Source organism: Leuconostoc citreum, from assembly GCF_007954785.1.
GTDB classification, from domain to species: domain Bacteria; phylum Bacillota; class Bacilli; order Lactobacillales; family Lactobacillaceae; genus Leuconostoc; species Leuconostoc citreum.
In genome coordinates this window covers 1,352,658-1,366,596 of record NZ_CP042410.1, presented here as the reverse complement: position 1 = coordinate 1,366,596, position 13,939 = coordinate 1,352,658, and the positions used below count along the sequence as shown (strand labels likewise).

Below are 13,939 nucleotides of genomic sequence, written 5' to 3'. Positions count from 1 at the left end.
AAGCGCTGCATTAGCAGCGCTTTTTTATTGTGTTAATTGTGCTAAAGTCGCTTTTGTGAAATAACCAGAAGCAAGTTGCTGTGCTAATGGTTGCATATTTTGTTGCCATAGATTGAATTGGGCAGCTGTAGTCTCAGATAGCTGCGCTGGTAACTGATTCAACTTGTCAATCACAAAACCAACTTCCTGCTCGGCAATTATTTGGCCAATGGCACTTTCGCGCCAAGCAATGAGCGGTAAGCCGGCGCGAATATAAAGGCTTGCTTTGTGAGGTGCGTTATATTTAGTATACGTTTTGTACGTTTTATCCTCAAAATCATTATCCCAAATGAGACCGAATCCATCACGAAAAGCCATGATTAACTGCTCAGGATCAAGGTTGCCTTTGTAGGTCACATTAGCGGGAAAGGTTGTGTCGCGCCATTTTTTTGGTTTAGCACCAAATAAATTGATATGTACGTTTTGTGCTTGTTGCAACCAAGGTGATTTTTGAAAAGTACCAGCAAAGTTAATCTCATGACTAAAGGATACAAAGGGGTATGATAGTCCCAAATAATCAAATAAAGGTTGTATTATGAATTGACTTGTGACACCCAATGACTGAAGTTGCACTTTCATGGCCTGAGAATGAACAATAACGATATCATAAAGATTTAATAAATCAAATTCCCAGATTGGATGTTTCATCAGTCGCAATGGTTCAATATCGTGAATGAGAATGGCACGTTTAACTTGGCGTGCTTTTAATGTTTTGGCGAACTGTACTTCAAATTTTTCACTCATATATGAAGGAAACTGGTGTAGGACAATATCGTTTGTGTTGACTTGCTGTAACCATGAATTAATAAACTGCGTACGTGTTGCATCATCGTAACGTGCATCATTATAGCGAGCTAAGGGTAACACGGTCCACCCAGATTGATCAGCAATATGCGCGTAATCGGCTTTGGCTTTGAGTGCACCTGGAGGCATCCAAGGTTCAATTGTATGGGTAATGAAATTAGACATAAGCTTATTTTACCAAAATCCGAACCATAGTTTGCAAAAAGTTTCTAAAAACGAACTAAATAAATAAAAAAATAATAATGTTCGCTTTTTAAATGATATTTTAATGAAATTATCATGGTTTTAACCATGATATGTCGCATAATAGAGTTATAAATTTGAGAGGAGATGTGTAAGCAAAATGGGCTTACACGTTATAACTTATTATGCAACGTTCAGCGCAAATTGGAATTGGTGTTATTGCAGTGGCAGTCATTGGTGGTGGTATTTATGCTGCAACGCAAGGAAATTCAAAATCAGCCGGTAAAAATAATTATACGGTTGCTTTAGTTACTGATGGTGGTGGTATCGATGACCGATCATTCAACCAATCAGCTTGGGAAGGTTTGAAAGCCTATGGTAAAGATAATAAGTTGTCGCAAGGCACGAAGGGTTATAATTACTTCCAAAGTACAGATGCGTCAGATATTAAGACAAATCTTCAAACAGCCGTTAAGGGTGGTTATAAGCTTGTGTATGGTGTTGGTTTTGCGACAGCTCCAGCTATGAATACAGTAGCTAAGGCGAACCCAAAAACAAACTTTGCAATTGTTGATGCTGTTGTGCCTGATAAGAACGTGGCATCTTTAGCCTTTAAATCAGAGCAATCATCATACTTGGCTGGTGTTGCGGCAGCAAAACAAACAAAATCAAAGACAGTTGGTTTTATTGGTGGTATTCATGGTGATATTATCGATACATTTGAAGCTGGATTTAAAGCTGGTGTCAAGGCAACAAACCCAGATATTAAAGTCGTAACTCAGTATGCTGATTCATTTACCGATGCTGCTAAGGGTAAGACTATTGCTGCTTCAATGGTTGCTGGTGGTGCTGACGTTATCTTCCAAGCAGCTGGTGGCACAGGCTCTGGTGTTTTTGCTGAAGCCAAGGCAACGAACCAAAAGTTATCAGACGATTCTGATAAAAAGGTTTGGGTCATCGGTGTTGACATGGATCAAAAGCGCGATGGTGATTATAAGGATAAAGACAATAAGCAGTCTAACTTTACTCTTGTATCAGCCGTTAAGCGTGTTGATAATGCTGTTAAGTCACTTTCTAATAAGGCAAAGGATGGCAAGTTCCCTGGTGGGCAGACCATTACTTATGGTTTGAAGGAAAACGGTGTTGGTGTAGCTAAGGATTCCGCTTCTTCAGAAGTATGGTCAGCTATCGAATCAGCGCAGAAGAAGATTATCTCAGGTGATATCAAGGTGCCTGTGCATCCATAAATGATGACATGACAAGCGCCTCAATTTGCTTGAGGCGCTTTATTGCGCCTTCAAAATAAAAAATATAACGAAATTTTAACATGTCATAAAAGCTAACATTCATCAAAAATTAAGAAGATGATGCTGTTAGAATGAAGTTACTATGAAAAAAACAAGTCAATTTTTAATTTTATCTTTGATTGCATTCGTATCTTTGATTAGTGGAACGGCTTATACTAACGCTTCAGAAAAGCCAAACTATGTGATTACAACTGATGCGACTTATCCACCTTTTGATTTTCAAGACAAAAATAATCAGTATACAGGTATCGATCAAGAAATTCTCAAGACAATCGCTAAGCGTGAAGGATTCACCTACACATTAAAACCTATGAGTTTTAATGCCGCCACACAATCAGTATCTTCAGATCAGGCTGATGGCGTTATTGCGGGGATGTCTATTACAGATGAACGCAAAGCGGTTTATGATTTTGGGACACCTTATTATCGGTCAGGTATTGGTTGGGCCGTTAAAAAGGGCTCAAATATTAAAGCCTTAAAAGACTTGAAGGGTAAGACTGTTGCGCTTAAAACTGGTACCTCTGGTGCTGACTATGCTTTATCTATACAAAAAGAGTATGGTTTTAAGGTGACTTATTTTAATGATTCAGACACGCTGTATAATGATGTCATTAATGATAATGCACAAGCAACTTTTGGTGATTTACCAGTGATTCAATATGCTGTTAAAAATGGTACCAAATTAAAGGTTATGAATCCAAAAGCACCAATACAAGCTGGTTGGTATGGTTTTGCTGTCAAAAAGGGACAAAATGCCAAGTTATTAGCTTCATTTAATCACGGTTTTGCCGAAATTAAAAAAGATGGTACTTATGACAAGATTGTCGCCAAATATTTAGGCGCCAGTGCCGCGACTTTTACCGGTAGTAAAAAAGATAACAGTACGGTCATGGGTATTTTAAATGCCAACCGTAACGCCTTTTTGCAAGGATTATGGCAAACTGTTATTTTGACCGTATTTGCCATTGTATTGGCTTCAATTTGGGGTATTTTACTTGGTGTTATGGGTGTTAGCCAATTACCATGGATTAGGGCAATATCGACAACAATTATTTATCTTTTCCGTGGGTTGCCACTGATGGTATTGGCATTCTTTATTTATATTGGTTTGCCTGGTGTGATAGGAACTAAAATTCCCGCCTTTACCGCAGGATTATTAACGCTTATTTTAAATGAGGGTGCTTATACCGCCGCATTTGTCCGTGGTGGCTTTGAAGCTGTCGATCGTGGTCAAATGGAAGCGGCACGGTCACTTGGTTTACCGTACAGTAAATCTATGCGACGTGTTATTATGCCACAAGGTCTCAAAATTATGATACCAAGTTTTATTAATCAATTTATCATTACGTTAAAAGATACATCAATCCTATCGGCGATTGGTATTTTAGAATTAACACAGACAGGTTCACTGATTGTTTCACGTAATTCTCAAGGTTTTCGTGTATGGGCTATCGTAGCTGTGATATACTTGATTGTGATTACTTTACTCACATGGTTGAGTAATTGGGTAGAAAAGAGGACACGTGCATGAGTGAAGCACAAAAAAAAGTAAAAGTACACGTCGACAAAGTTAATAAATCATATGGCGATAATCATGTTTTACGCGATATTTCATTAGATATTGCTGAAAATGAGGTTGTCGTAATGATTGGCCCTTCTGGTTCTGGTAAGTCTACTTTCTTACGTATGCTTAACCAACTCGAAACACAAGATGATGGCACAATTGTTGTTGATGGTTTTGATATTTCTGATAAAAAGACAGATATTAACAAAGTCCGTGAAAATATCGGCATGGTGTTTCAGAATTTCAATCTATTTAATAACTACACCGTACTTGAGAATATTATGCTGGCCCCAGTTGAATTGGGCAAGTTAGATAAAGTTGCGGCTGAGAAGAAGGCACGTGAATTACTTGATACTGTTGGTTTGGCAGATAAAGCAGATGTTTCAGTTAATTCACTGTCTGGTGGTCAAAAACAACGTATTGCTATTGCGCGAGCCTTAGCAATGTCACCTGATATTATGTTGTTTGATGAGCCAACTTCGGCTTTAGATCCAGAAATGGTTGGCGATGTGCTTGAAGTTATGAAAAATCTAGCTGACTCAGGTATGACCATGATCATTGTTACTCACGAAATGGGATTTGCTAAGCAAGTTGCTGATCGTGTTGTATTCTTTGAATCCGGTAAAATACAAGAATCTGGTGCACCTGAACAAGTATTCAATGCGCCTAAAAATGCACGATTACAAGAGTTTTTGAGTAAGGTTATGCACGCTTAAGCATTGACAATACTGCTCTTGGCTTAATATATGATCAAAATAATTAAAAAAGCCGACCACTAGGTCGACTTTTTTGTGGGATAAGGGAGAGTTCATGACTATGTTAAAAAAATGTTTACTTGGTCTAGCAACGTTCGCTGCTTTCTTTACTTTCGTTTCAACGAGTCAAGCATCTGAACCACACTACACCATTACAACTGATGCAACTTATGCACCATTTACATTTCAAGATAAAAATAATAATTATGTCGGTATTGAACAGGACATGATGCAAGCAATTGCTAAACGTGAAGGTTTCACCTATACAATGAAACCGATGAGCTTTAATTCTGCCGCTCAGCTAGTCTCTAATGGCCAGGCTGATGGTATTATTGCGGGGATGTCAATTACCCCAGAACGTAAAGAAGTTTACGATTTTGCAACGCCTTATTATAAAACTGGTGTTGCCTGGATTGTTAAAAAAAATAGCACCATTAAACAGTTAGCTGATTTAAAAGGGAAAACTGTTGCGTTGAAAACGGGGACGGCAGCGTCTGAATACGGTAAATCTTTACAGAGTAAATACGGTTTTAATGTCAAGTATTTCAATGATACAGATACGATGTACAATGATGTTGCTGTGGGGAACTCGGCTGCAACATTTGAAGATATGCCAGTAATTCAATACGCAATTAAAAATGGCATGAAACTCAAAATCATGAACGCTGATAACCCCAGTAATGCGGGTTGGTACGGTTTTGCGGTTCAAAAGGGAAAAAACAAAGCCCTACTAGCTGCCTTTAATAAAGGTTTTGCAGCAATTAAAGCTGATGGTACGTATAATAAAATTACAGCTAAGTATCTAGGTGCTAGTCAAGCAACATTTTCTGGCAGTAAGAAAGATAATAGCACAGTATTGGGGATTTTAACAGCCAATAAAGCAGCCTTCTTAAAGGGCTTGTGGCAAACAGTGCAACTCACTGTGATTGCGATTGTATTAGCTTCAATTTGGGGAACCTTATTAGGTGTCATGGGTGTCAGTGAGTTGAAGTGGGTACGTGGTGTATCGACAACGATTATTTATATTTTCCGTGGCTTACCTTTAATGGTATTAGCGTTCTTTATTTATATTGGTTTACCTGGTGTCACTGGGGTCAAGATTCCGGCTTTTACGGCTGGTATTATTACCTTGATATTAAATGAAGGTGCTTACACCGGTGCGTTTGTTCGTGGTGGCTTTGAAGCTGTCGAACGTGGTCAAATGGAAGCGGCAAGATCACTTGGCTTGAATTATAATAGCGCTATGCGCAAAGTAATCATGCCACAAGGGCTACGTATTATGGTGCCAAGCTTTATTAATCAGTTTATTATTACGTTGAAAGACACCTCAATTTTGTCAGCCATTGGTTTGCTTGAATTAACGCAAACAGGAACATTAATTGTTGCGCGTAACTCTCAAGGCTTCCGTGTCTGGGCAATTGTAGCGGTGATATATCTGATTGTTATCACACTATTAACATGGTTAAGCAACTGGGTTGAGAAAAAAATTAAATAATTATGTGTTATAAAAGCCTTCAAACCGTATTATGGTTTGGAGGCTTTTATGTTTGTTGCAATTAATCGAAAAGAACAATATGTTTTGGCACGTGATGCTAAAAAAAATAGTCAATTTAATTGTCCGGGCTGTCATGAACCAGTTATATTACGTGTTGGTGACATCAAACAGCAGCATTTTGCGCATATTGTTGGTGCAAAATGTCAGACATTCTCTGAGAATGAAACAGCTGCGCATCTATCTGGTAAACTACAATTAGCTGAGCAACTGGCTACTCACGGTGTTGTTCAAATTGAAGCTAAGCTCGTAGCTATCCAGCAGAGGCCAGATATTTTGTTAACTATAGGGGATAAACAGCTTGCAATTGAATATCAGTGTAGTCCTATATCTCAAAAGAGACTGGCTGAACGTAATGAAGGCTATCGGCGTCAAAATATTGATGTGATATGGATACTAGGGGAGACTTATTTTGAACGGCATTTATCACAAAAAACGATTTTAAAATTCATGACTGCTCATGATCAAGTTGTTTTTTATTTACCAACGCAAGGGCATTATATTCATCGCGGCCATTTTATCAAAAAGGACTTTGAGCGTGTCCACTATACCGAAATTTGTGATACAATGCCTTTCACTGTTATTTCTAAGCTGTCAAGACAAAGGCCGTTAGATATCAAAAAACAAATCTATAAATTGCAAAATCTGCTGTTACAAAAAAGAGTCAATCAGCAAATGATTAGTTATTTTTATAATCAAAATAGGCTGATTATTCTAGCACCGTTGTGGATACATTATGGTGAGACTTTTGGTCTGATAATTGCAAACTGGCAATGGCGTTTATTAGCAGTTTGTTTAATTGAAAAAGTAGGGATTGGTCATAAAGTGCGTTTACGGTGCATTGCAGACAAATTATTTACTTATGTAGCAGGAAGTGACAGGTTTAGATGGCGCCAAGTAAAAAAATTGCTAGATAGTTTGCAACAACAAGGCTACATATTTTTACAGGGAGATTATTTATGTGTTTTGAGTGAGCTGCCCTGGTTTATATCGCTTGCAGGTAAGTTAGATAAAGTGAGAAAAAAGTGATAAAATAAGATATTATATCTTAGAAAGGAACGCAACACCCGCTGTTTTGTCTTCTTAATGAAGCAGCAAGTGTTGATCAGTAATAATATGCCACAGATAAAGCGTCATGAAGTGCCAACAGCGTTAACATGGGATTTAACAACTATTTTTTCATCAGATGAGGCCTGGGAAAAGACTTTTCAAAAAGTTCATGAATCAGCTCAAAATATGACGCGTTTCGTTGGGCACGTCGGTGATTCGGCTGACATGTTACAAGCGGCATTAGTGGCAGATTTATCGTTGGAACGTTTATTAGAGAAAGTTTACGTCTACGCCCACCAAATATATGATCAAGACACAACTAATCAGCAGTATGCAGCATTTAACGCTCGAGTACAGGCGCTTTGGGCTGAAGTTAGTGAAGCGACGGCCTATTTTCAGCCTGAAGTATTGCGCATTCCTGATACGGTATTAGCTGAGTATCTAGCAACACCTGGGTTAGAACCATTTAGTCATTTATTTGATACGATTCGTTTACAAAAGCCACACACACTACCTGTTGAACAAGAAGCGCTACTAGCTGGTGCTAGTGATATTTTTAATGCGTCTGAAAATACATTTGGTGTGCTTGATAATTCAGATCTGTCTTTCGGAGATGTGCATACTGAAACAGGTGAACTGGTGCCTTTGACTAATGGTTTGTACAGTCTATTATTAGAATCGCAATCACGCGACCTACGTCAGGAAGCATTTGATACACTCTATGACAGCTATATTAGTTTTCAAAATACTTTTGCTTCAACACTGTCATCGCATGTGAAAGGCCATAATTTCTTGGCGAAAGCACGACATTATAATTCAGCGCGCGAGGCCGCTATTTTACCACATGGCTTACCTACAACGGTTTTTGAGACCCTAAGAAAATCAGTTAATGATCATTTGCCATTACTACATCGATTTGTCTCGTTACGTCGTCAAGTGTTGGGTGTTGAAGACGTCCATAGCTATGACTTATACGTGCCCTTAGTTGATGATGTTACATTTGATGTTTCCTATGATAAGGCGCAAGACATTGTGATTAAAGCATTAGCGCCATTGGGCGAGGATTATGTGCGTATTGTCCAGCGTGCCTTTGATGAACGTTGGATAGATGTTGTTGAAAACAAGGGTAAACGGACAGGAGCATACTCTAGCGGCGCGTACGATACCAATCCTTTTATTCTATTGAATTGGCAAGATAATTTAAATAATGTTTATACTTTAGCTCATGAGTTGGGACATTCTGTTCATTCTTATTTAACAAGACATACACAACCTTATCATTACGGTGACTACCCCATTTTTTTGGCAGAAATTGCTTCTACAACGAATGAAAGTCTATTAACAGATTATTTACTGAAAACTAATCATGATCCTAAGGTGCAAGCTTATGTCTTGAACCAATATCTAGACGGTTTCAAAGGGACGGTCTTTAGACAAACGCAATTTGCAGAATTTGAAGATTGGATTCATCAACAAGCTGCTGAGGGCGAGGCTCTAACGGCTGATAAAATGAGTAGTTATTATGGTGAATTAAATCAAAAGTATTATGGCCCAGATTTGTTTCCTGATGAGGCTATTGCGTATGAGTGGGCACGAATTCCGCATTTTTATTACAATTACTATGTTTATCAATATGCAACAGGTGAAGCAGCTGCTACAACACTAGCTGACCGTATTATCAATCACGATGGTGCTAATGACTACAAAAATTATTTACGTGCTGGCGCCTCTGATTATCCGCTAAATGTTATTGGAAAAGCTGGTGTTGATATGAGCCAGTCAGATTATCTGAACCAAGCTTTCCATGTCTTTGAAACGCGACTGAACCAGTTAGAAAAGTTACTTGCAAACTAAGACAAGCACTCGTTCTGCTGTGGTAAACTATTAACGAGGAGAAGAGTTATTATGTCGCCAAATTCAGCACCTGAAAAATTAATCAACACCGCTTTAATGGCTCTTGATGAGACATATACACCATATTCGAACTTTCCAGTTGGTGCTGCACTACAAGTCGCTGATGGGCGTGTTTTTAAAGGTATTAATATTGAGAATGTTTCTTTTGGTTTGACTAATTGTGCTGAGAGAACGGCCATTTTTAGTGCGATGGCTGCCGGCTACCGACAGTTTGAAGGGTTAGTGATTGCGGGACGTACAAAAGCACCAATCGCACCATGTGGGGCATGTCGGCAAGTGATGGTTGAGTTTTTTGACCCAGATATGCCGATTTGGTTAATTAATGATTCAGGTAAAGAAATAAAAACGAATATTGCTTCATTAATGCCTGGTTCATTTAATGGATTAGATTAAGCAAACGAAGGAGTAAACAATGAAAAAAGTATTAGTATTTGATGGTATTGCTCAGGTTGCCATTGATTACCTCAAGTCCAATCATATTGAGGTAATATCAAATCAACAAAAAAATGATGACGATTTCTTAGTGAATCAGGATTTGAATGGGATGATTTTGATGATGCATCCAGTGGATAAGCACATATTATCTCAGCTTCCGGATTTGAAAATCGTTGCGCGGTATGGTGTCGGTTATGATAACGTTAATTTAGAGGACGCCAGTCAGCAACATGTCATTGTGACAAATACACCTGGTGCTAATGCAACAGCTGTTGCAGAGACAGCCTTAATGCACATGCTCATGAGCGGACGTTTATTTTATCAAGAGAGACAAAGCATCACGGATGAGACAGATGCCCCAGCCAAAGGACAAGAAGTGTCACATAAGAAAATTGGTATCATTGGTTTTGGTGCGATTGGTCAAAAAGTAGATGAACTCTTAACTGGTTTTAACGTTGAGGTACTAGCTTATGCGCGACATAGTAAATCAGTTAAAAATGGACGTATGGCAACTTTAGAAGAAATCTATTCGCAATCTGATTTTATTGTGTTAGCCTTGCCGGCAACGTCTGATACCCAGAATATGATTGACGCTGAAGTGTTTAAAAAAATGAAAAATACTGCGGTATTAGTGAATATAGCACGTGGTGCCATCGTGGACGAAAACGCGTTGTTTAATGCACTAAAGTCCGGAGAAATTGCTGGAGCTGGTTTAGATGTTGTCACTAACGAACCAATTTCTGACAACAATGCCTTACTAGGTCTTTCTAATACATTTATCACGCCGCATGTTGCTGCTAAGTCTCGAGAAGCTTTTGATGCTGTCGGATTAGCTGCAGCAAAAGAAGTTGTGCGTGTATTAAATAACGAAGCACCATTGAATCAGGTGAACGCATAAAAAAACCACATACCAGATTTGGTTGTGGTTTTTTATTTTGGCTCATGTAGTGTGACTGGTAGTAAATCGTTTTTAACAGTTGATTGTTGATTGATTTCAGCAAATAACACTTCAATTAAGCGTTGCGCTGCTTCGTGAATTGGTTGAATAATCGTTGGTAAGTCAGGATGAAGTAATTGCACAATTGGTGAGCCATCATAACCAACGACAATGACATCCTCAGGAACTCGAATGTTTGCAGTTCGCAGTGCGTTTTGCAGTTGAATAGCCATTATATCATTATAAGCAAAAACTCCATCGATATTCTGCGTTTGGATATCCTTTACGATGTCTTGAATAATATTTGGTTCGGATATTTTGTTGGAATCAAAATCCAGAGCACTAATCTTACTTTTTGAGCCGACAGCATCAACAAAACCGTTATAACGTTTTGACGTAGGCGAGATTGATTGATCGTTATCGTTCAATACTAAAAGATTTTTGGCGCCTTGTGAGACAAGGTAGTTACCAAGAAGAAAACCACCTTGGTAATTGTCTTCGCTAACAATTGGCACATTATCAGACAGATGACGATCATAAGCGACGATAGGCAGCAAACTATTGCTGTAACTTTCAATGCCAAGATTATGTGATGATGTAATAATACCCTCAACCTGATTAGCAGCAAGCATTTGCAAATATTGTTGTTCTTTTTCTATATTATTTGCACTTGTTGCAATAATAACCTTGTATCCTTTTTCAAACAAAAGTTGTTCTATCTCACTTGCAAGTGCTGTGAAAAAAGGGTTTTGTATGTTAGGAAAAATAAGACCGATAAATTGGGAAGATTTTCCCTGTAAAGACCTTGCCATTGCATTAGGTTGATAATGTAATTCACGCATAGCAGTGTGGACTTTATCAATTGTTTTTTGACTTAATGAACCATAACTATTAATCACACGTGATACCGTTGTTACTGAGACACCTGCTAATTCAGCGACGTCACTTAGCTTTGCAACCATAAACACCTCCATTGGTGGAGAAACTAATCTCAAAAATTATATTTATACTAGTCCATTATACACGGTTTTGTAAACGCTCACGATGATTACTGCAATATATTTTTTGAACAACGCTTGACAACAAAAAATTTAAGGTTTAACATTGTCCTTGTAAGTTAAAGGAATCACAAGAAAAGAGGAGCATTAATCATGGATGCATTAGTATTAACAGGCATTAAGTCACTGGAATTGCAAGATATTGCACAACCAGAAGTAAAACCAAACGAGGTGAAAATTCATACTGCGTTTGCGGGTATTTGTGGTACAGACCACGCTTTGTATGCTGGTTTGCCAGGTTCAGCTCCAGCCGTACCTCCAATCGTTTTGGGACACGAAAACTCAGGTGTTGTTGCCGAAGTTGGTTCAGCTGTAACCAATGTTAAAGTAGGGGACCGTGTGACTGTTGATCCTAATATTTATTGCGGACAATGCAAGTTCTGCCGTACAGGTCGTCCAGAATTGTGCGAAAACTTGTCAGCCGTTGGTGTGACACGCGATGGTGGCTTTGAAGAGTACTTTACAGCACCTGCTTCAGTCGTTTATCAAATTCCTGATAACGTATCATTGAAATCAGCAGCTGTTGTTGAACCAATTTCATGTGCTGTCCATGGTATTAAGTTATTGAAAGTAACACCATACCAAAAAGCTTTGGTTATTGGTGATGGCTTCATGGGTGAACTCTTTGTACAAATTTTGCAAGCCTATGGTATTCACCAAGTTGACCTGGCTGGTATCGTTGACGAAAAGTTGGCAATGAACAAAGAAAAGTTTGGTGTTAAAAATACCTTCAACACGATGAAGGGTGACAAGATTCCTGAAGGCGAATACGATGTTATCATTGAAGCTGTTGGTTTGCCACAAACACAAGAAGCTGCTATTGAAGCTTCAGCACGTGGTGCACAAGTATTGATGTTTGGTGTTGGCGGTCCTGATGCTAAGTTCGAAATGAACACATACGAAGTCTTCCAAAAGCAATTGACAATCCAAGGTTCATTTATTAACCCTAATGCATTTGAAGATTCATTGGCTTTGTTGTCATCAGGCAAGTTGAACGTAGAAGCATTGATGTCTCACGAATTGGACTATAACACAGTTGATGACTTTGTTAATGGTAAGCTTGGTGTAGTTTCAAAGGCTGTTGTTAAAGTTGGTGGAGAAGAGGCATAATTTCATGAACGCTAAAAACGTAGCACAGACGACATCTAAGAATGGTCGCACGCTGACGATTGGCGCCTCATTATCATATTTTGTGCTTTCTTTGGTAATCAACGCGGCTGGTAATGTCTTAACAGTCGTTACAAGTCAAAAAATCCACCCAGCTTTTCTGGGCTCTGCTTATTGGACAGCCGCTGAATCAGGTTTTAATAAAGCAGTGTTTCAAGGATCAAATTTGATGCTTGGTTGGGTATTTTTCATTGTAGGTGTCTTAATTGCAATATTGAATGTATTCTTACAAGGCTATTTTGATTGGAAAAAGTTTGTTGGCAATATTGCCTTCATGGTACCTTTCTCAGTGTTGATTAGTTTCTTTGCAGGTATGTTCTCACAGGTGCTACCCGAGTCACATAGTGTCATGACAACCATAGGTTATACTGTATTGAATTTCATTGGTGTTGCAATGATTGCAATTGCTATTTCAATTTATCAACGTACAAACCTTGTCCTACATCCCGCAGATGATTTGATGCAGATTTTGAGATTTAAGTATTTCAAAGGTTCTGCCGCTAAGGCGATGTGGGCGTCATATATTCCGCCAACAATTATTGGTATTATTGCTATTATTATCTTGCCTGATTTTACCAATTATGGTGTCGGTACAGTGTTCGCATTTCTATTTCAAGGTGGGATTACGGGTTGGGGAGATAAAGCGATTTTCCCAAATCTTAAACATCAAGGAATTTAATTATCATGAAGACGTGGGACAACATATCGTTCCAGCCTTTGCATTCTAAATTATAGGAGCATAACATGTCATTTTCAGATTATTATTCAGGCGTACAACACATTGGTATTCCCACAAAAGATTTAGCAGCTGCTGAAGCCTTTTGGACAAAGCTAGGTTTCACTAAAACAGGTGATTTTCCAGTTGGTAATGTTATTTTCATGAAGCGTGACAACCTCGTGATTGAAACTTGGCAGCAGGACGAGGTTGCTGGTAAGCCTGGTGCAATTAACCATATTTCTATGGATACAACTGATGCTGACGCAGCATTTGTTGCTGCAAAGGCTGAAGGTTTCAAGCTAATCGATTCAGAAGTACAACATTTAGCTTTCTGGGAAAAAGGTATTAAGTTCTTTAATATTGAAGGACCAGACGCTGTTATCGTTGAATTTTGTGAAATTGTAAAATAATAAATAAAAAAACGCACGCTTTGAATAAAAGTGTGCGTTTTTTATT

At 38.5% G+C, this 13,939-nt stretch carries 13 protein-coding genes; 11 read left to right on the top strand and 2 right to left on the bottom strand.

From position 1 onward, the window contains the following. Positions 1-24: 24 nt before the first annotated feature. A complete protein-coding gene (locus FGL72_RS06695) occupies positions 25-1,008 on the bottom strand; it encodes a sugar transferase (protein ID WP_085699885.1) in 984 nt (327 codons plus the stop codon). 203 nt (positions 1,009-1,211) lie between these two features. Between FGL72_RS06695 and FGL72_RS06690 the strand changes: the two genes are divergently transcribed. The 8 genes from FGL72_RS06690 to FGL72_RS06655 all read left to right on the top strand — a co-directional run bounded on the left by FGL72_RS06690 (position 1,212) and on the right by FGL72_RS06655 (position 10,501). Continuing rightward, positions 1,212-2,273: a BMP family lipoprotein gene (locus FGL72_RS06690; protein ID WP_004900172.1), complete on the top strand. Its 1,062-nt coding sequence runs from the start codon at positions 1,212-1,214 to the stop codon at positions 2,271-2,273. A 142-nt stretch (positions 2,274-2,415) separates the two neighbouring features. Further along, the gene (locus FGL72_RS06685; RefSeq protein ID WP_004907404.1) at positions 2,416-3,864 is read left to right on the top strand and encodes an ABC transporter substrate-binding protein/permease; all 1,449 of its coding nucleotides are present in this window, start codon (positions 2,416-2,418) and stop codon (positions 3,862-3,864) included. Next, a complete protein-coding gene (locus FGL72_RS06680) occupies positions 3,861-4,613 on the top strand; it encodes an amino acid ABC transporter ATP-binding protein (protein ID WP_004900167.1) in 753 nt (250 codons plus the stop codon). Before FGL72_RS06685 ends, FGL72_RS06680 begins: the two co-directional genes overlap by 4 nt. A gap of 94 nt (positions 4,614-4,707) precedes the next feature. Next, positions 4,708-6,147, top strand: coding sequence for an ABC transporter substrate-binding protein/permease (locus FGL72_RS06675; RefSeq protein WP_186727979.1), 1,440 nt, complete (start codon positions 4,708-4,710; stop codon positions 6,145-6,147). Positions 6,148-6,195: 48 nt separating this feature from the next. Further along, positions 6,196-7,233 carry a competence protein CoiA gene (locus FGL72_RS06670; protein ID WP_085699887.1) on the top strand — a complete coding sequence of 346 codons (1,038 nt, stop codon included), beginning with the start codon at positions 6,196-6,198 and terminating at the stop codon, positions 7,231-7,233. A gap of 87 nt (positions 7,234-7,320) precedes the next feature. After that, entirely contained in the window at positions 7,321-9,108 is a 1,788-nt protein-coding gene (pepF, locus tag FGL72_RS06665) for an oligoendopeptidase F (RefSeq protein ID WP_186727994.1), read from the top strand. Positions 9,109-9,159: 51 nt separating this feature from the next. Continuing rightward, positions 9,160-9,561 (top strand): cytidine deaminase, encoded by a 402-nt coding sequence (locus FGL72_RS06660; protein WP_004905938.1) that lies wholly within the window; start codon positions 9,160-9,162, stop codon positions 9,559-9,561. A 19-nt stretch (positions 9,562-9,580) separates the two neighbouring features. Then, on the top strand, positions 9,581-10,501 hold the full coding sequence (locus FGL72_RS06655; RefSeq protein WP_085699889.1) for an NAD(P)-dependent oxidoreductase: 921 nt from the start codon (positions 9,581-9,583) through the stop codon (positions 10,499-10,501). A gap of 32 nt (positions 10,502-10,533) precedes the next feature. Here the strand turns inward: FGL72_RS06655 and FGL72_RS06650 are convergent, their stop codons facing one another. Continuing rightward, complete coding sequence (locus tag FGL72_RS06650) at positions 10,534-11,502, bottom strand: LacI family DNA-binding transcriptional regulator (RefSeq protein WP_085699891.1); 969 nt, start codon at positions 11,500-11,502, stop codon at positions 10,534-10,536. Between the two features lie 189 nt (positions 11,503-11,691). Between FGL72_RS06650 and FGL72_RS06645 the strand changes: the two genes are divergently transcribed. From FGL72_RS06645 to FGL72_RS06635, 3 genes are all read left to right on the top strand, one after another. Beyond that, positions 11,692-12,708, top strand: coding sequence for a zinc-dependent alcohol dehydrogenase family protein (locus FGL72_RS06645; RefSeq protein ID WP_004900149.1), 1,017 nt, complete (start codon positions 11,692-11,694; stop codon positions 12,706-12,708). Positions 12,709-12,712: 4 nt separating this feature from the next. Beyond that, complete coding sequence (locus FGL72_RS06640; protein ID WP_004900146.1) at positions 12,713-13,444, top strand: DUF6198 family protein; 732 nt, start codon at positions 12,713-12,715, stop codon at positions 13,442-13,444. A 65-nt stretch (positions 13,445-13,509) separates the two neighbouring features. Beyond that, positions 13,510-13,893 (top strand): VOC family protein, encoded by a 384-nt coding sequence (locus FGL72_RS06635; protein ID WP_004907397.1) that lies wholly within the window; start codon positions 13,510-13,512, stop codon positions 13,891-13,893. The last annotated feature ends 46 nt before the right edge of the window (positions 13,894-13,939 follow it).

Bases quoted from the DNA above. Each gene is read 5' to 3' on its own strand.
- FGL72_RS06650 (WP_085699891.1), bottom strand. From the start codon at position 11,502: ATGGTTGCAAAGCTAAGTGACGTCGCTGAATTAGCAGGTGTCTCAGTA.
- FGL72_RS06675 (WP_186727979.1), top strand. From the start codon at position 4,708: ATGACTATGTTAAAAAAATGTTTACTTGGTCTAGCAACGTTCGCTGCT.
- FGL72_RS06635 (WP_004907397.1), top strand. From the start codon at position 13,510: ATGTCATTTTCAGATTATTATTCAGGCGTACAACACATTGGTATTCCC.
- FGL72_RS06660 (WP_004905938.1), top strand. From the start codon at position 9,160: ATGTCGCCAAATTCAGCACCTGAAAAATTAATCAACACCGCTTTAATG.
- FGL72_RS06690 (WP_004900172.1), top strand. From the start codon at position 1,212: ATGCAACGTTCAGCGCAAATTGGAATTGGTGTTATTGCAGTGGCAGTC.
- FGL72_RS06670 (WP_085699887.1), top strand. From the start codon at position 6,196: ATGTTTGTTGCAATTAATCGAAAAGAACAATATGTTTTGGCACGTGAT.
- FGL72_RS06695 (WP_085699885.1), bottom strand. From the start codon at position 1,008: ATGTCTAATTTCATTACCCATACAATTGAACCTTGGATGCCTCCAGGT.
- FGL72_RS06640 (WP_004900146.1), top strand. From the start codon at position 12,713: ATGAACGCTAAAAACGTAGCACAGACGACATCTAAGAATGGTCGCACG.
- FGL72_RS06685 (WP_004907404.1), top strand. From the start codon at position 2,416: ATGAAAAAAACAAGTCAATTTTTAATTTTATCTTTGATTGCATTCGTA.
- FGL72_RS06645 (WP_004900149.1), top strand. From the start codon at position 11,692: ATGGATGCATTAGTATTAACAGGCATTAAGTCACTGGAATTGCAAGAT.
- FGL72_RS06655 (WP_085699889.1), top strand. From the start codon at position 9,581: ATGAAAAAAGTATTAGTATTTGATGGTATTGCTCAGGTTGCCATTGAT.
- pepF (WP_186727994.1), top strand. From the start codon at position 7,321: ATGCCACAGATAAAGCGTCATGAAGTGCCAACAGCGTTAACATGGGAT.
- FGL72_RS06680 (WP_004900167.1), top strand. From the start codon at position 3,861: ATGAGTGAAGCACAAAAAAAAGTAAAAGTACACGTCGACAAAGTTAAT.